This is a genomic window from Empedobacter sp. EJD.6dd, from assembly GCF_057369435.1.
Window position 1 is genome coordinate 2,076,101 of the sequence record NZ_CM170667.1, and the last position, 16,614, is coordinate 2,092,714.

At 30.8% G+C, this 16,614-nt stretch carries 17 protein-coding genes; 13 read left to right on the forward strand and 4 right to left on the reverse strand.

From position 1 onward, the window contains the following. Positions 1-40: 40 nt before the first annotated feature. Positions 41-1,132, forward strand: a complete 1,092-nt coding sequence (locus AC2I98_RS09875; RefSeq protein ID WP_486411521.1) for a methionine aminotransferase — start codon at positions 41-43, stop codon at positions 1,130-1,132. A 37-nt stretch (positions 1,133-1,169) separates the two neighbouring features. On the opposite strand, the gene AC2I98_RS09880 is transcribed toward AC2I98_RS09875, so the two are convergent. From AC2I98_RS09880 to AC2I98_RS09890, 3 genes are all read right to left on the reverse strand, one after another. Then, positions 1,170-1,952: a choice-of-anchor J domain-containing protein gene (locus AC2I98_RS09880; protein ID WP_486411522.1), complete on the reverse strand. Its 783-nt coding sequence runs from the start codon at positions 1,950-1,952 to the stop codon at positions 1,170-1,172. 144 nt (positions 1,953-2,096) lie between these two features. After that, a complete protein-coding gene (gene ychF, locus AC2I98_RS09885) occupies positions 2,097-3,188 on the reverse strand; it encodes a redox-regulated ATPase YchF (RefSeq protein ID WP_486411523.1) in 1,092 nt (363 codons plus the stop codon). 82 nt (positions 3,189-3,270) lie between these two features. After that, positions 3,271-3,672, reverse strand: coding sequence for a hypothetical protein (locus AC2I98_RS09890; RefSeq protein ID WP_486411524.1), 402 nt, complete (start codon positions 3,670-3,672; stop codon positions 3,271-3,273). A gap of 60 nt (positions 3,673-3,732) precedes the next feature. Between AC2I98_RS09890 and AC2I98_RS09895 the strand changes: the two genes are divergently transcribed. Further along, positions 3,733-4,245, forward strand: a complete 513-nt coding sequence (locus tag AC2I98_RS09895) for a thioredoxin family protein (protein WP_486411525.1) — start codon at positions 3,733-3,735, stop codon at positions 4,243-4,245. A 34-nt stretch (positions 4,246-4,279) separates the two neighbouring features. Here the strand turns inward: AC2I98_RS09895 and AC2I98_RS09900 are convergent, their stop codons facing one another. After that, positions 4,280-4,975 carry an ABC transporter ATP-binding protein gene (locus AC2I98_RS09900; RefSeq protein WP_486411526.1) on the reverse strand — a complete coding sequence of 232 codons (696 nt, stop codon included), beginning with the start codon at positions 4,973-4,975 and terminating at the stop codon, positions 4,280-4,282. A 243-nt stretch (positions 4,976-5,218) separates the two neighbouring features. On the opposite strand from AC2I98_RS09900, the gene AC2I98_RS09905 reads away from it, so the two are divergent. From AC2I98_RS09905 to AC2I98_RS09955, 11 genes are all read left to right on the forward strand, one after another. Beyond that, the gene (locus AC2I98_RS09905; protein WP_486411527.1) at positions 5,219-6,040 is read left to right on the forward strand and encodes a prephenate dehydratase; all 822 of its coding nucleotides are present in this window, start codon (positions 5,219-5,221) and stop codon (positions 6,038-6,040) included. Continuing rightward, positions 6,037-7,179, forward strand: a complete 1,143-nt coding sequence (locus AC2I98_RS09910) for a pyridoxal phosphate-dependent aminotransferase (RefSeq protein WP_486411528.1) — start codon at positions 6,037-6,039, stop codon at positions 7,177-7,179. Before AC2I98_RS09905 ends, AC2I98_RS09910 begins: the two co-directional genes overlap by 4 nt. Continuing rightward, on the forward strand, positions 7,176-8,024 hold the full coding sequence (locus tag AC2I98_RS09915; protein ID WP_486411529.1) for a prephenate dehydrogenase: 849 nt from the start codon (positions 7,176-7,178) through the stop codon (positions 8,022-8,024). Before AC2I98_RS09910 ends, AC2I98_RS09915 begins: the two co-directional genes overlap by 4 nt. A gap of 54 nt (positions 8,025-8,078) precedes the next feature. Continuing rightward, positions 8,079-9,158 carry a bifunctional 3-deoxy-7-phosphoheptulonate synthase/chorismate mutase type II gene (locus AC2I98_RS09920; RefSeq protein WP_038333224.1) on the forward strand — a complete coding sequence of 360 codons (1,080 nt, stop codon included), beginning with the start codon at positions 8,079-8,081 and terminating at the stop codon, positions 9,156-9,158. Positions 9,159-9,164: 6 nt separating this feature from the next. After that, positions 9,165-10,085, forward strand: a complete 921-nt coding sequence (gene rsgA / locus AC2I98_RS09925; RefSeq protein ID WP_486411530.1) for a ribosome small subunit-dependent GTPase A — start codon at positions 9,165-9,167, stop codon at positions 10,083-10,085. Positions 10,086-10,196: 111 nt separating this feature from the next. Continuing rightward, positions 10,197-10,454, forward strand: a complete 258-nt coding sequence (locus AC2I98_RS09930) for a hypothetical protein (protein WP_486411531.1) — start codon at positions 10,197-10,199, stop codon at positions 10,452-10,454. Positions 10,455-10,582: 128 nt separating this feature from the next. Further along, the gene (gene dtd, locus AC2I98_RS09935) at positions 10,583-11,032 is read left to right on the forward strand and encodes a D-aminoacyl-tRNA deacylase (RefSeq protein ID WP_486411532.1); all 450 of its coding nucleotides are present in this window, start codon (positions 10,583-10,585) and stop codon (positions 11,030-11,032) included. A gap of 21 nt (positions 11,033-11,053) precedes the next feature. Then, on the forward strand, positions 11,054-12,949 hold the full coding sequence (locus AC2I98_RS09940; protein WP_486411533.1) for a DUF3857 domain-containing protein: 1,896 nt from the start codon (positions 11,054-11,056) through the stop codon (positions 12,947-12,949). A gap of 9 nt (positions 12,950-12,958) precedes the next feature. Next, positions 12,959-14,965, forward strand: a complete 2,007-nt coding sequence (locus tag AC2I98_RS09945) for a transglutaminase domain-containing protein (RefSeq protein WP_486411534.1) — start codon at positions 12,959-12,961, stop codon at positions 14,963-14,965. Between the two features lie 89 nt (positions 14,966-15,054). Continuing rightward, positions 15,055-15,381: a nucleotide pyrophosphohydrolase gene (locus AC2I98_RS09950; RefSeq protein ID WP_135834709.1), complete on the forward strand. Its 327-nt coding sequence runs from the start codon at positions 15,055-15,057 to the stop codon at positions 15,379-15,381. Positions 15,382-15,383: 2 nt separating this feature from the next. After that, positions 15,384-16,613, forward strand: coding sequence for a 3-phosphoshikimate 1-carboxyvinyltransferase (locus AC2I98_RS09955; protein WP_486411535.1), 1,230 nt, complete (start codon positions 15,384-15,386; stop codon positions 16,611-16,613). The last annotated feature ends 1 nt before the right edge of the window (position 16,614 follow it).

A 16,614-nucleotide genomic window follows, 5' to 3' on the forward strand; every position in this document is an offset into this window, starting at 1 on the left:
ATCAAAGCTACCCAATGTTTCAACGACCATTTTTTCAATAATGAGTCAATTGGCAAATGAACATCAAGCAATAAATTTAGCACAAGGTTTTCCCGACTTTAATGCAGATTCTGAATTAATTAGTCGATTAAATATTTACTCAAATCAAAATTACAATCAGTACGCGCCAATGACTGGCGTCGAAAAATTGCGTGTGTTACTTTCTGAAAAATATTCTAAACTTTATAATTCTGATTACGATTTTCAGAATGAAATCAATATAACAAGCGGTGCAAGTCAAGCAATTTTTAATGTTATATCGGCTTTAATTCATCCAAATGATGAAGTTATTATTTTTGAACCTGCTTACGATTTATATCAACCAACAGTCGAATTATTTGATGGGAAAATTGTTCCAATTCAACTAAAATATCCTGAATATTCAATCGATTTTGAAGAATTAAAGAGGAAAATAACGGATAAAACGAAATTAATTATCGTAAATAATCCGAACAATCCAACAGGAAAAATTTTATCCGAAAATGATTTGAAACAATTTGAACAAATCTTAAAAGAAATCGATTGTTATTTATTGGCTGACGAAGTTTACGAACATATTACGTTTGATCAGAAATCGCATCAAAGTTTTGCGAAGTTGAAATCGGTAAAAGACAAAGTATTTATTGTTGGTTCATTCGGAAAATTATTTCACATTACAGGCTGGAAAATCGGTTATATTTTAGCGGAAAAAGAATTGATGAAAGAATTTAGAAAATGTCATCAATTTAATACGTTTTCTACACATACTCCTTCACAATATGCAATTGCAGATTTCTTAGAAAATACTGAAAACTACTTGTATTTGAATGATTTTTTTCAACAAAAAAGAGATTTATTTGTAAACGGATTGAAATCGACTAAATTCGAACTTTTACCTTGCGAAGGAACTTATTTTGTATGTGCAAATTATTCTAAAATCAGTGATTTACCTGCAGACGAGTTTGCAAAATCTTTAACAAAAGAACACAAAGTTGCAACGATTCCTGTTTCTGCATTTTATCATGATAAAACCGATCATAAAATTATTCGATTTTGTTTCGCAAAAAAAGATGAAACCTTACTTCAAGCATTGGAAAATTTGAAAAATTTATAAAACAAAAAGCTCGAATCTATGGATTCGAGCTTTAATCTTATTTTTTAACAATCTTACGTGAAATCACATTATCTCCAGAATAGAAATTAACAATATAAATTCCTTTTGGTAAAGATGATATATTTGCTTCTGATTGATTAACTTCAGAAACTAATTTTCCTGTTATATCAAACACTTTAACTTTCTTAACATCTTTTAAACCAGATATTTTAACCAAATCATTCTCTTGATAAACAAGTATAGATTTTTTATTAATATTCGAAATTCCTAAATTAGACGAAGTAACTAAAATATCATCCAAGAGTAGCATAAAAGAATTTTTACTATCAGTATTATGATGCCTAAAAACTAATTTCACTTTTCTATCTTTAAATTCTGTTAAATCTAAATTAATAGTTTTGTATTGTTCTGAATAATCTGAATTTATAGTTTCTGAAAAAATTGGTTTTTCCGTTCCTATAAAATTATCTGACTCATTAATAACATAAACACTATAGTGTTGTTCAAATAACTCATTATTTATATTTGCTAATTTAAATGTCAAGTTTAAATTATTTACATCTGGCAAATTGATTACCGGACTAACTATTGCGTCATCAACATTCATTGGAAGAAAAACCATATTAGATAATGAACCTATACAAGAACCAAAAGGATTTGCATCTGAATAGTATGTCCATTCTAAACCATCATTATCTATATCTAGTTTTGTCCATTCTACTAAGGAATCTTCATTGTTAAAGTTTTCTTCGAAAATAGTTGATTGAGCATTTACAAATCCTAATGTAAAAATTGTAAGTAGTAAAAAGTGTTTTTTCATAATTATTTAATTTATAATAATTTAAAAATACAATTAAATTACTAACAATCATTAGTTTAAAAAACAATTCTACAAAAACTAATTTTAACAAAAAAAGCATCAATAAATATTGATGCTTTTAGTAAGATATTCTAATATACTTAGTTACACATTAAATAAGAAATGCATAATATCTCCATCTTGAACGATGTATGCTTTTCCTTCTACGTTTAATTTTCCTGCCTCACGACATTTAGATTCTGATCCATAAGTTAAGAAATCCTCAAACTTGATCACCTCTGCACGAATAAATCCTTTTTCGAAATCTGTATGGATAACTCCCGCAGCTTGTGGACCTGTTGATCCTTTTTTGATTGTCCAAGCGCGAACTTCTTTAACACCAGCTGTGAAATAAGTTTCTAAATCTAATAAAGAATAAGCCGAACGAATCAAGCGATTAACACCTGGCTCTTCTAAACCTAATTCTTCTAAGAAAATTTGACGTTCGTCGTAAGTTTCTAACTCGTTAATATCAGCTTCAATTTGAGCAGCTAAAATCAATACTTCAGCATGTTCATCTTTTACAGCCTCTTTCACTTGCGCTACAAATTCGTTTCCATCTTTTGCAGCAGACTCGTCAACGTTACATAAATATAAAACTGGTTTAGCCGTAATCAACTGTAAAGAATCTACAATTTCTTGTGCTTTTTCGTCTAAATCCATTTCACGAACATTTTTCAACTCTTCTAAATGAGCTGTAACAGCAGTTAAAACTTCAACTACTTTTTGTTCGTCTTTATTACCAGCTTTAGCCGCTTTTTTAGATTTATCAATACGTTTTACAACCGTATCCAAATCTTTCAATTGCAACTCAATATCAATTGTTTCTTTATCACGAATTGGATTGATCGATCCATCAACGTGCGTAATATTTTCATTTTCGAAACAACGTAAAACATGTATAATTGCATTACACTCACGGATATTTCCTAAAAATTGATTTCCTAAACCTTCTCCTTTACTTGCTCCTTTTACCAAACCAGCAATATCTACAATCTCTACAACCGCAGGTACAACGCGTTCTGGATTTACAATTTCTTCTAATTGATTTAGACGAGTATCTGGTACAGAAACAGTTCCTACATTAGGTTCAATTGTACAGAAAGGATAATTCGCCGATTGCGCTTTGGCATTCGACAAACAATTAAATAAAGTAGATTTACCAACATTAGGCAATCCAACAATTCCACATTTCATATATGTTGACTCTTTTTTTAATGATTGAATATTAGAACGATGTTCTAATAATTTTGTGCAAAGATAATGATTTCCATCAAATTTATTTAACCGAAGAAACTCTGTTCAATTTTATATTTAATACATTACCAGAATATGATTTCATTTCGCCTAAAAAGCAATCGCATGTACTATCATAATTTAAATTATAATAATTAGATGTTTTATCTAAGTTTATTTTTCTAAATTTTAATTGAGGATAGTTGAATAAAACCGAATCTGTAACATCTTTTTCATAACCATCTTGAAAATCAAACTCAATTTTTAGTTTCGATTTCACTTGAGACACATCCATTATCGCATCACTTTTAGACAAAGGCACTTCTACCACTTTTGATTTATAATCTAAAAAATCTTGTTGCCATTTTCCTTCAATTGTTTTCATTTTATTAGAAGCACAACTTGTAAAAAATAATAAAAAAATAAATCCTAAAAAATGTTTCATAAGTGTTAATTTTAATTGAAAATACTATTTATTTTTTACATTTACTTAAATCTTATTTTAATGAAATTAAAAAGTTTATTGTTCGGATTTCTTATTGCAATATCAGGAATCGCAAATGCGCAAACAGCAACTGAAATATTAATGAAAGCTCAAAATCAAGCTAAACTCGAAAATAAAAATGTTTTTCTAATATTTCATGCTTCTTGGTGCGGATGGTGTAAAAAGATGGAGAAAAATATGGATGATCCAGCTGTAAAATCATATTTTGATGCTAATTATGTCAAAACATTTATTACGGTACAAGAGCGAGCTGAAAAGAAAAATTTAGAAACGCCTGGCGGTGATGTTGTAAATGAAAAATTAGGTGGAAAAAATCAAGGTTTGCCTTTTTGGGTAATTTTAGATCCGACAGGAAAAGTATTAGAAGATTCTCGTGTTAATGGCGAAAATATAGGCGGACCTGCTTCGGAAGATGAAGTAAATCATTTAATTACAAAACTTGAAAAAACAACGAAAAACGATAAAGTTAATCCAGAAAAAATAAAAGAAGTTTTTATCTTGAAGAAGAAATAATTCCATAAAAAAATCCGCTCTATGAGCGGATTTTTTATTGTGTTAAAACATGAAAAGCTTCTTCCAGGTTTTTATATTGTCCTTTAAATTCTTCTATTGACTGATCTGCAACAATTTTTCCTTTATTCAAAAGGATTACGCGCGAACAAAGTGCTTCCACTTCTTGCATAATATGCGTCGAAAGAATGACTGTTTTTTCTTTACCTATTTCGCGAATAACTTCTCTAATTTCGATTATCTGATTTGGATCAAGTCCATTTGTAGGTTCGTCTAAAATCAAAATTTCTGGGCTCGAGATAATCGCTTGCGCCAATCCGACACGTTGTTTATATCCTTTTGATAATTGATGAATTTTCTTATGTTTCTCAGGCGATAAACCTACTTTTTCGATGACTTCATCAATTTTTGATTTAGGCACATTTCGAATATTTGTGACAAATTCCAAATACTCTTTTACATACATATCCATGTACAATGGATTATTTTCTTGCAAAAATCCAATCAACTTTTTCGATTCAATTGGTTGCGTCGAAACATTAAAATCATTCACAGAAATTTCACCAGAATCTGCATTTATTGCATTGGTAATACTTTTCATCAAAGTAGATTTTCCTGCTCCATTTGGTCCAAGTAAGCCAACAACTTCGCCATTATTTATCGAAAACGAAACTTTGTCTAAAGCCACCTGTTCACCGTATTTTTTTACTAAATCTGTAATGATTATTCCCATTTGATGAAAAATTTTCGATAAAATTAGCAAAAAAGATTTGGATAACTGAAAAATTATCTTTTAGATTTGTAGAAATAAAACGAGAACAAGAATGACAACATTCAATTATTTTAACGCATTTTTCTTTTACTTTTTTGGGTATTATCCAGGAGAGCAGGGACTGCGTTGTCATAATTGATTGTAACATCAACATAAGATAATAATAAAGTCCCGCATTTTGTGGGACTTTTTTTGTGGAAAAAAATGAAAACAAGAGTTGCAATACAAGGTTATATTGGTTCATATCATCACGAAGCTGCCAATAATTATTTAGGAAACGATATCGAAATTGTAGAATGTGATACATTCAAAACCTTAGCAAAGTCTCTTGCAAAAGGAAAAGTTGACAAAGCGGTAATGGCAATAGAAAACACAATTGCTGGAGCTATTTTACCAAATTATGCGCTGTTAACGAAATACAATTTGAAAGTTGTTGGAGAAATTTATTTATCAATTCAACATCAATTAATGGTCAAAAAAGGGCAAACTTTAGACGATGTAAAAGAAGTTCGTTCGCACCAAATGGCATTGCTACAATGTGACAAGTTCCTTGAAAAACATCCAACTTGGCGAGTTGTAAATGATATCGATACCGCATTAACAGCGAAAGATATTGTAGAACAAGATTTGAATGATGTTGCGGCAATTGCCTCAAGAAAAGCAGCAGAAGTTTATGGATTAGACATTTTAGCGTCAAGCATTCAAACATTTCAAGATAATTTTACTCGCTTTTTTGTATTGCAACGCGAGCACAATGATTACGAAGATTTCAACAAAGTTTCGATGCGTTTTTCAGTTCCACACAAGGCTGGTGCTTTGGTAGATGTACTAAATCAAATAGCTGAATGTGGAATAAATATGGACAAAATACAATCTGTTCCGATTATCGAAAAACCTTGGGAATATTCTTTTCACATCGATATAACGTTCGAGCAAAAAGAACAATATTATGAATTGCTAGGAAAAATTGCTCGAAAATTAACGGATTTAGAAATATTAGGCGAATATAAACTGGGAAAAAAATGATAGCAGAAGCCCAACGATTACAAAGTGTTCAGGAATATTATTTCTCGAAAAAATTACAAGAAATAGCGAACATGAAAACTGATATTCCGATTATTTCATTAGGAATTGGAAGTCCAGATTTACAACCTCATCCAGATGTTATCGAGGAATTAATCAAAAATTCTCAAAGCGGAATTAATGGCTATCAAAGTTATCGTGGAATTCCAGAAATGAGAGAAGCTATGGCGAGCTTTTACAAAAATCAATTTAATGTAGAAGCCAATCCTTCAACTGAAATTTTGCCACTTATGGGTTCTAAAGAAGGAATTATGCACATTTCGATGGCTTTTTTGAATGAAGGTGATAAAGTTTTGATTCCAAATCCTGGATATCCAACTTACTCATCTGTTACAGAATTAGTACAAGCAGAACCTTTGTTCTACGATTTGAAAGATGAAAATGATTGGTTACCAGATTTTGAACAATTAGAAAAGTTAGCCGAACAAAAACCAAAAATAATGTGGATTAATTACCCGCATATGCCCACAGGAGCTAAAGCTCCAAAAGAAGTTCTTAGAAAATTAATAGCGTTTGCAACTCGTCACAATATTTTAATTGTAAATGACAATCCATACAGTTTTATCCTAAATGATGAGCCGACAAGTATGTTAGCAATTGAAGGCGCAAAAGATGTTTGTATTGAATTGAATTCGTTAAGCAAAACCTTTAATATAGCTGGTTGGCGTGTGGGAATGGTAATTGGTAAAGAAAATTTTATCAATTCTATTTTAAAGGTAAAGTCAAATATGGATTCGGGAATGAATTTTGCGATACAAAAAGCCGCTACTAAAGCACTTTTAGTTGACAATTCTTGGTACGAAGAGTTAACAAAAGTATACGCAGAACGAAGAAAAATCATTTGGGAAATTGCAGATATTCTAAATGTAAAATATAATCCCAATGCAGCAGGAATGTTTATTTGGGCAAAGCTTCCTGAAGGAAAAGATGACAAAGAATTTATTGATAAAGTTTTACACGATAAAAAAGTGTTCATTACACCAGGAAGTATTTTCGGAAGCAATGGAGAAGGATTTATTCGTTTTTCTCTTTGCGCGCCAGTCGAGAAGTTAATTGAAGTCAAAAAAAGATTAGAAGCATGAAAACAATTTCAGTAATCGGTTTAGGATTAATCGGAGGTTCGTTTGCTTTAGCTCTGAAAAAAGTTGGTTTTGCCGAAAAAATAATTGGAGTTGATCAAAATGTTGCACATCAAATTGAAGCATTAGAATTAGGAATCGTAGACGAAATAGCTCCTTTAGATAAGGCACTTTCTCAATCAGATTTGGTGGTGATTGCAGTTCCGATTAATTCAATTCAGAAAGTTTTACCAGAGATTTTAAATCAAATTAATGATAAAACAATCGTAATGGATATGGGATCGACAAAAGCAGGAATTTGTAAAAAAGTTGCAAATCATCCCAAAAGAAAACAGTTTGTTGCAACGCATCCAATTGCAGGAACAGAAAATTCAGGGCCAAAAGCTGCTTTCCCAGAATTATTTTTGAACAAAGTAGCCATTTTATGTGATGTTGAAGAAAGTGAAAAAGAAGCTGTTAAAAAAGTAAGAAAAATTTATCAATCCCTTTGGATGAATGTCAAAACAATGACATCTGATGCGCATGATGCGCATATTGCCTACGTTTCTCATCTTTCTCATATTACGTCTTTTGCTTTAGGACAAACGGTTTTAGAAGAAGAAAAAAACGAAGATGCAATTTTTGACATGGCTGGTTCTGGTTTTGAATCGACGGTTCGTTTAGCGAAAAGCTCGCCTGATATGTGGACACCAATTTTGATTCAGAACCGAGAAAATTTACTCAATGCAATTGATGCTTATCAGACACAGATTTCCAAAATCCGAAAAATGATTGAAGAAAAAGATGCAATGACTATTCATCAATATTTGAAAAACACAAACGACATACGTCGAATATTAAATAAATAAAGAAATAATTACTCTCAAATAAAATAAATATTTAACCTTAAATTTGTAAATATTATGGAAAATAATAACTGGATTAAAGAATACGACAAACCAATGATCATCGCTGGACCTTGTAGTGCAGAAAGTGAAAAACAAATGATGACAATCGCTGAAGATTTGGACAAAGATTATGTACAAGTTTTTCGCGCTGGAATTTGGAAACCTCGTACAAAACCAAACTGTTTCGAAGGAGTTGGAGCAATCGGATTAAATTGGTTGAAAAAAGTAAAAGACGAATTCGGAATGAAAATTGCCACTGAAATCGCCAATGCAAATCATGCAAAATTAGCGTTAGAGTATGATGTTGACGTTTTATGGATTGGTGCTCGTTCTACTGTAAATCCGTTTACTGTTCAAGAAATTGCAGAAGCTTTACGCGATACAGACAAAACTGTTTTAGTGAAAAATCCAGTAAATCCAGATTTAGATCTATGGATTGGAGCGTTGGAACGTTTAGAAGGTCAAGGAATCAAAAATTTAGGTGCTATTCACCGTGGTTTCTCATCTTACAAAAAGACAAAATACCGTAATGATCCACAATGGCAAATCGCATTAGATTTCAAAAATAAATTACCAAATATTCCTATTATTTGTGATCCATCGCATATTTGTGGAAATAGAACTGGATTATTTGATGTTGCACAACAAGCATTCAACTTCGAGTACAATGGATTGATGATCGAAACACACAACAATCCTGATGAAGCTTGGTCTGATGCAGCTCAACAAGTAACACCAGCTCGTTTATTGGAAATCTTGAAAGATTTAGAAATTCGTGTTTCTGATGATCCAGATGCAATTTACAAAACTGGAATTCAGAATTTACGTCATCAAATTGATGAGTTAGATAATTCTATTTTAGATGCAATTGCTCAGCGTATGAAAGTTGCAAACTCTATCGGAGAATTGAAAAAAGAACATAATGTCGCGGTTTTTCAGCCAGATCGTTGGAAACAAATCAAAGATAATTCTGTAAAAGCAGGAGTTTCTTTAGGTTTATCTGAAGATTTTGTTGATAAATTATTGCAAGCTATTCACCAAGAATCTGTTGCGCAACAAAACCAAATTATGGTAAAAAAGGAAGAAAAAATTTAAACAATATTGAAAGGAATTGTCATAAAATCTACTGGTAGCTGGTATCATCTTCTTACGGAAGATGGTGCTACTTATCAGGCAAGAATTAGAGGGAAATTTAGAATTGCAAATATCAAGCACACCAATCCAATTGCGGTTGGAGACGAGGTTGATTTTGAAATTGATAAAGACGATATTGCAGTGATTACGAATATACATGATCGTAAAAATTATATTATCCGAAAATCGGTTAATCTTTCCAAAAAAACACACATCATTGCATCTAATATTGATGTAGCATTTTTGGTTGTAACGCTTTCTAATCCCAAAACTTCTTTTGGTTTTATTGACCGTTTTTTAATTACTGCCGAAGCTTATCATATTCCTGTTGTTCTACTATTCAATAAAATGGATTCGTATACAGAAGATGAAATGGCTGAGTTAGAAATTTACAAATCTATTTACAATCCTATTGGTTACGAAAGTCTTGATATTTCTGCTGAAACAGGATTAAATCTTGATTTAGTAAAAGCTAAAATGAAAGACAAAGTAAGTTTAGTTTCTGGACATTCTGGTGTAGGTAAATCTACTTTATTGAACACTTTAAATCCAGATTTAAACATCAAAACGCACGAAGTTTCAGACTTTAATAGTAAAGGACAACATACCACTACTTTTGCGCAGATGTACGAATGGTCTTTTGGAGGTTTCATTATCGATACACCTGGAATTAAAGAATTTGGTTTAGTCCATATCGATAAAACTGAATTACAAGGTTATTTTCCCGAAATTTTAGATTTAAAACATAATTGTAAATTTGATAATTGTATTCACGTCAACGAGCCAAAATGTGCCGTTCGAGATGCCGTAGAAAATGGAGAAATAGCTATTTCTCGCTACGAAAATTATCTTACCTTTTTAGAAGAAGATATTTACACAGATAAATAAGATTCAATAAAAAAATCCTTTTCTTAAGAAAAGGATTTTTTTATTTCTCAAATTACGGTTTCACGTAAAAATAATCCAACGACTCATTCTATTTTTGATAAAATTAATTGAATGAGCGATTTATCGATTAAAATTGCGTTGGATTTTGTAGAATGTACAAAAGAACAAAAGGAAAAATTTTTGGAACATCTGAAAACAATAAATTGGAAGCCAATTAATCCTAATAAATTATGGGTTGTTGAGAATAAAAAAACAAAACTACGAGAGATCGAACAACAATTAATTTCAGCAAAAGAAATTTCTAATTTGTATGAATTAGATTATGTTATAATCGTAGATGAGGAAATATATTTTAACCAACTAACTTAAACATAAAGCGATTGCTTGCTTAACTTAAACTACACCTAGCGTTATAAATCATTATTTTTTATAACGCTTTTTTATTTGTTAAAATTTTCTTAAATTTCGAGTAATTTTTAAATTTAATACATACAATTATGCGAGTGATTTTACAGCGCGTACAACATGCTTCTGTAATAGTTGAAGGTGAAATATCTGGAAAAATTGATAATGGAATTTTAGCTTTAGTTGGTTTTGAGCCTGAAGACTCAAAAGAGGATTTTGAATGGATTTCTAAAAAAATCATTCAATTACGAATTTTTAATGATGAAAACGATGTTATGAATTTAGATATACAACAAACAAATGGAGATATTTTAGTTGTTTCACAATTCACATTACACGCTTCTACAAAAAAAGGAAATAGACCTTCTTACATCAAAGCTTCGAAACCCGATTTAGCGACAGAGCAATATTTGTCGTTTTTGACTGTTTTAGAAACAAATTTTAAACCTGTACAAAAAGGAATTTTTGGTGCGGACATGAAGGTTGAATTGTTGAATGATGGACCTGTTACCATTTTTATCGATTCAAAAAATAAAGAATAATAAACTTAACACTAATATTGAATGAAAAAAACTCTACTTTTTACAACTTTATTTATCAGTTCGTTTTCTTTTGCACAAAACTATGCAGTAGATCAAATTCCTGCAGATTTAGTGAAAGATGCTTATGCTGTCATCCGTAAAAACGATGAAAAAATTGAACTTTTAAAAGTTGATGAACTTAAATACACCGAAGACGTTGTGGTTACTGTTTTGAGTAAGGCTGGTGATAACTATGTTGGTGCGCAAGCGTATTACAATCCAAACATCAAAATTGATGTATTAGAAGCAACTTTATTTGATGCAAACGGAAAGGAAATCAAGAAGTTTAAGTCTAAGGATTTTAGTGATCAAAGTTATGTGAGCAGCGGACAAATGTACACAGATGACCGTATCAAATACCTTAATTTTACTCCAACTCAGTATCCTTATACAATTCAATATAAAATTTCGACAACAAGTAAAAATACAATTGGGATTCCGAAATGGTTCCCGATAAAAGCCCCAAATTTATCTGTCGAAAAATCTACTTATACTTTTACGAATAAAACAAATTCTATTATTCGTCTAAAAGAAAATAATTTTGTAGGATTTAACATTCAAAAAGAAGGAGATACAAATAATCTAAAGTATACATTTAACAATATTTCTGCTTTTAACGAGGAGGATAAAATGTTAAGTATTAGAAACATTTTTCCTAATGCTGTATTAGCTTCTAACCAAATTAATATAGATGGTGTAAAAGGAACTTTTGATAACTGGAATGATTACGGAAAATGGACTTATAATTATTTAGTTGGAGGAAAACAAGATTTTACATCAGCTCAAAAAGCATTTTTTCAAAATCTTGTAAAAGATGCAAAATCAGACCGTGAAAAAGTTCAGATTTTATATAAACATCTCCAAAATAAAGTTCGTTACATTGGTGTACAATTGGGAATTGGAGGACTTTCCCCGTTTCCTGCATCTTATGTAGAAAGTAAAAGTTATGGCGACTGTAAAGCGTTAACAAATTATACAATGTCTATGCTAGATGCTGTTGGTATCAAATCCTATTATACCGAAGTCCATTCAGGTTCTTCTGCTCAAGATATGACAGAAGATATGATGTATTTACAAGGTGACCATGTTATTTTATATGTCCCGTTAAAAGACGAAGATATTTGGTTAGAAACGACAAGTCAATCTTCTGCTTTTAATTATTTAGGCGATTTTACTGCCAATAGAAAAGTTTTTATTCTAGATGAAAAAGGCGGGAAAATTATTCCTTCACAAAGTTTCAAACCAGAAGACAATCAATTATTAGTAACCGGAAATGCAACTATTTCAACTGACGGAACTTTAAATTTTCAATTTACAGAAACATCAAAAGGATTGATTTATGAAAATTTAGCTCGATACAATCAACTAAGTGAAAAAGATCTTGATGTGCGTTTAAAAAACAGATTTTCATCTTTACAAGGAATTAATTTCAAGAAAAAGGAATTTAAAAATGATTGGGAAAATGCAATTTTCACTTCAGATTTTGATTTTTCAGTTCCTAATTACGCTAAAATTCAAGGAAATAATATCATCATTAATATGATTCCTGTAAATCGTGAAGAAACCTCTCTGAAAAAAGCAAAAGACAGAAATTTTGATTTTAAAATTGAATCAGGATATGTTGACCAAGTAACCTATTCGCTTGCATTACCTGCTGGTTATAGATTACCACAAAAATTTGATGCAATTACCGTGAAATCTGCTTTTGGAGAATATCTTTTAGAAATCAATCCTAAAGAAAATGCAACTATTGAGATTAAACGTATTTACAAACAATTTCCTGGGGAATTTGCAAAGGAAAAATACAATGATTATGTAGAATTTCGTAGACAAATTGCGGGATACGACAACACTAAATTATTATTAGAAAAACTATAACACACTAATATGAAAACTTTATTCACTATTGTAGCATCTGTAGCTACGATTTCGAGTTTTGCACAAGATGTAAAGTTTGGAAAAATATCAAAACAAGATTTCGAAAAAACGAAAAGCACTATTCAGGCAGATGCACCTGCAGAAGTTTTGTATGCAGACGGAAATTATAAAGTCAGCTTTAATACCAATCAAGGAGGTGTGGAACATACTAAAAAAGTGTATTATCGCATGATTATCTTTGATAAAGATAAAACACCTGACGATGTTCTAAAAATAGAAATTCCTCTTTATAAAAGTGCGGGATCTGATCAAGATAAATTACTATCCTTAAAAGCTGTTACTTATAACTTAGAAAATGGAAAAATTGTTGAACAAAAAGTAGAGAGAAAAGATATTTTCTTAGATAAAGTTCATCGTTTTTTGGACAAACAAACCTTGACATTTCCTAATGTAAAAAATGGTTCTATTTTAGAGTATTCATACGAAATTATTTCTCCGTTTTTTAGACAAACAGACACTTGGTATTTCCAACAATCAATACCAGTCGTTGCAAGTAATTTTACATTCCAAAATCAAGAATATTTTAATTATCAACAAGATTTGAGGGGTGGTTTTGCACCTAAAATTTCAAAAAACTCAAAGGAAGATAATTATATAATCCACAATAAAAGAGAAAGTGATATCTATGGCAGAACAACACAAAATTCTAGTGTAGATAATGCCAAAATGAAAATTAATACCCAAACTTATTCTTTAGCAAACTTACCATCATATTCTCGCGAAGCATATGTGCTTAATCCACGAAATATGTTAGCAAGTATTCAGTTCGAATTAGCTTCTTTTGTAGCTCCAGGAAGAACATCAGAAAATTTTACAACAAGTTGGGAGCGCATTGGAAAAGACTTGATGGATCAAGAAGATTTTGGTCGACAATTAAATGGAAATAACTTCTTAGATGAAACAGTAAATGCAACAATAGCTGGAAAAAATACAAATATCGAAAAAATGTCAGCCATTTTTGATTATGTCAAAAAGAATTTTACTTGGAATGATTATTTAAGCGAAACAACAGAAAAAGGAATTCGAAAAACATTTAACGAAAAATCTGGAAATTCAGCAGATATCAACTTATTACTAACAACAATGTTACGCAAAGCAGGCCTAGAAGCTAATCCAATTGTGTTAAGTTCTTTACAAAATGGTCTAATCAATTATTCTTTTCCTACTCGTAGCAAATTGAATTATGTTATTGTAGGTGCAAATGTGGATAACGATTTTTATCTAATGGACGCAACAGACAAAAATTCTCAAATTAACTTATTACCTTTAAGAGCGATTAACGATCGTGGATTTATGGTAAACGACAAAGGAATCAAAGAAGTTCCTTTACGTAATTCTGTAATGACAAATAATAAAATATCAATTACTGCTGATTTGTCTGCTGATGGAAGCTTGAAAGGTCAATTTTCTAATGTCAGAGATAACTACTTTTATATGTTTGATAAAAACGAAATCGCAGATGATCCTAAAGCTTTCGAGAAAGAATTTGTAGAAGATTATAATTTCGAAATTTCTGATTTCAAAACACAAGATAACAATCAAAATAATATTCGTCATCAATTTAAATTTGAAGATGTAAAAGTTGATGTTGCCGGAAATAAAATCCTTTTCAATCCTTTTCTTTTTGTAACAAACACAAAACATAATTTGAATTTGGAACAACGTACGTATAATATCGAATTTGGTGCGCCAATTACGAATACAAATACAGTGAAAATTAAAATACCTGAAGGATATAAAGTAGAATCTTTACCTGTAGAAAAACAATTCACAATGCCAGATCAAGCTGGTGGATATGCTTTTAAGGTTATCGAGAAAGATGGATACATTATTGCTCAAGCTCAAAAAGTAATGCCTTATAGTACATTACCTGCACAATACTACAAACCATTGAAAGAATTTTTAACAAATATCATTAATGCCGAAAGTCAGCAAGTGATTTTAGTTAAACAATAAAAAATATTCTAAAGATAGAATAAAGCCAACTCCAAACTCGAGTTGGCTTTTTATTTTTGTACCTTTATCTTTTAAAAATTTAGAATAAAATGAGCCTTAAACAAGCACAATTAGATGTAGATAATTGGATCAAAGAACATGGTGTTCGTTATTTTAACGAGTTAACAAATATGGCACAACTAACAGAAGAAGTTGGAGAAGTTGCGCGTATTATTGCTCGCCGTTACGGAGAACAATCGGAAAAAGAATCAGATAAAAACAAAGATCTTGGCGAAGAATTAGCGGATGTTATTTTTGTTGCGCTTTGCTTAGCAAATCAAACTGGTGTTGATTTAGAATCTGCTTTCTACAAAAAATTAGATTACAAAACAAAACGCGACCACGATCGTCATCAAAACAACGATAAATTAAAATAAATATGATTGAAATTTCAGCACTACAATCACCTATAAATAATCAATTAGCAGTAACAGGATCTAAAAGCGAGAGTAATCGTTTGTTGTTATTAAATCAATTATTTGAGAATGTTTTGACATTAGAAAATGTTTCAAATTCAGAAGATTCTCAGTTAATGCAAAAAGCTTTAGCAAACAAAATAGATTTAATCGATATTCATCACGCTGGAACAGCAATGCGATTTTTGACGGCTTATTTTTCTATTCAAGACGGACGAAAAGTAACGCTAACAGGTTCTGATCGAATGAAACAACGACCAATAAAGGTTTTGGTAGATGCGTTAAACGAATTGGGTGCAGAAATTTCTTATCAAGAAAATGAAGGTTATCCGCCTTTGTCTATTGTTGGAAAAAAATTAACCAAAGAATCTATTACAATCCCTTCTAATATCAGTTCGCAATATATCACAGCGTTGTGTTTAATTGGAACAAAATTAGAAAATGGATTAACGATAAATCTTGATGGAAAAATTATTTCTATTCCATACATTCAAATGACAATTCAGTTATTGAATAAAGTTGGAATTAAGGCTACTTTTGAAGGAAACACAATTCAAGTTCCTTTTACAAATAGCATCGAAGCACAAACTTTACAAGTCGAATCGGATTGGAGTTCTGCTTCTTACTTTTATAGTTTGATTGCTTTATCACAAAATTCTGAAGTTAAAATTTCTACGTATTTCAACGATTCTTTACAAGGAGATTCAGCATTACAACATATTTATGCCGAGAATTTTGGAGTAATTTCTACGTTCGAAAATGGTATTTTAAGTTTAAAAAATGATGCTAATTTTCAACCTCAACCCACAATTGAATTAAATTTAATCAATACGCCAGATATTGCGCAAACAATCGCTGCAACTTGTGTTGGGTTAAAATTGAAGTGTATATTAACAGGTTTAGAAACGTTAAAAATAAAAGAAACTGATCGTTTGGTTGCACTTAAGAATGAATTAGAAAAGTTTGGCGCAATTATAACTATCACTGATGATTCTTTAACAATAGATGGTTACAATGATTTTTCTGAAACACCAACTTTAGAAACTTACAATGATCACAGAATGGCGATGTGTATGGCGCCTTTGGCTCAGAAATATGCTATTCGTATTAATAATGAAATGGTTGTTGAAAAATCTTATCCGACATTTTGGGAAGATTGGAAACAATTAGGATTTGAAATCAAATCGATTTAAT

Excerpts from the sequence above, each read along its gene's own strand:
- AC2I98_RS09900 (WP_486411526.1), bottom strand. The coding sequence starts at position 4,975 with ATGGGAATAATCATTACAGATTTAGTAAAAAAATACGGTGAACAGGTG.
- AC2I98_RS09920 (WP_038333224.1), top strand. The coding sequence starts at position 8,079 with ATGGAAAATAATAACTGGATTAAAGAATACGACAAACCAATGATCATC.
- AC2I98_RS09915 (WP_486411529.1), top strand. The coding sequence starts at position 7,176 with ATGAAAACAATTTCAGTAATCGGTTTAGGATTAATCGGAGGTTCGTTT.
- AC2I98_RS09895 (WP_486411525.1), top strand. The coding sequence starts at position 3,733 with ATGAAATTAAAAAGTTTATTGTTCGGATTTCTTATTGCAATATCAGGA.
- AC2I98_RS09940 (WP_486411533.1), top strand. The coding sequence starts at position 11,054 with ATGAAAAAAACTCTACTTTTTACAACTTTATTTATCAGTTCGTTTTCT.
- AC2I98_RS09905 (WP_486411527.1), top strand. The coding sequence starts at position 5,219 with ATGAAAACAAGAGTTGCAATACAAGGTTATATTGGTTCATATCATCAC.
- AC2I98_RS09875 (WP_486411521.1), top strand. The coding sequence starts at position 41 with ATGAGTCAATTGGCAAATGAACATCAAGCAATAAATTTAGCACAAGGT.
- AC2I98_RS09880 (WP_486411522.1), bottom strand. The coding sequence starts at position 1,952 with ATGAAAAAACACTTTTTACTACTTACAATTTTTACATTAGGATTTGTA.
- AC2I98_RS09890 (WP_486411524.1), bottom strand. The coding sequence starts at position 3,672 with ATGAAACATTTTTTAGGATTTATTTTTTTATTATTTTTTACAAGTTGT.
- dtd (WP_486411532.1), top strand. The coding sequence starts at position 10,583 with ATGCGAGTGATTTTACAGCGCGTACAACATGCTTCTGTAATAGTTGAA.
- AC2I98_RS09955 (WP_486411535.1), top strand. The coding sequence starts at position 15,384 with ATGATTGAAATTTCAGCACTACAATCACCTATAAATAATCAATTAGCA.
- AC2I98_RS09910 (WP_486411528.1), top strand. The coding sequence starts at position 6,037 with ATGATAGCAGAAGCCCAACGATTACAAAGTGTTCAGGAATATTATTTC.
- ychF (WP_486411523.1), bottom strand. The coding sequence starts at position 3,188 with ATGAAATGTGGAATTGTTGGATTGCCTAATGTTGGTAAATCTACTTTA.
- AC2I98_RS09950 (WP_135834709.1), top strand. The coding sequence starts at position 15,055 with ATGAGCCTTAAACAAGCACAATTAGATGTAGATAATTGGATCAAAGAA.
- AC2I98_RS09945 (WP_486411534.1), top strand. The coding sequence starts at position 12,959 with ATGAAAACTTTATTCACTATTGTAGCATCTGTAGCTACGATTTCGAGT.
- AC2I98_RS09930 (WP_486411531.1), top strand. The coding sequence starts at position 10,197 with ATGAGCGATTTATCGATTAAAATTGCGTTGGATTTTGTAGAATGTACA.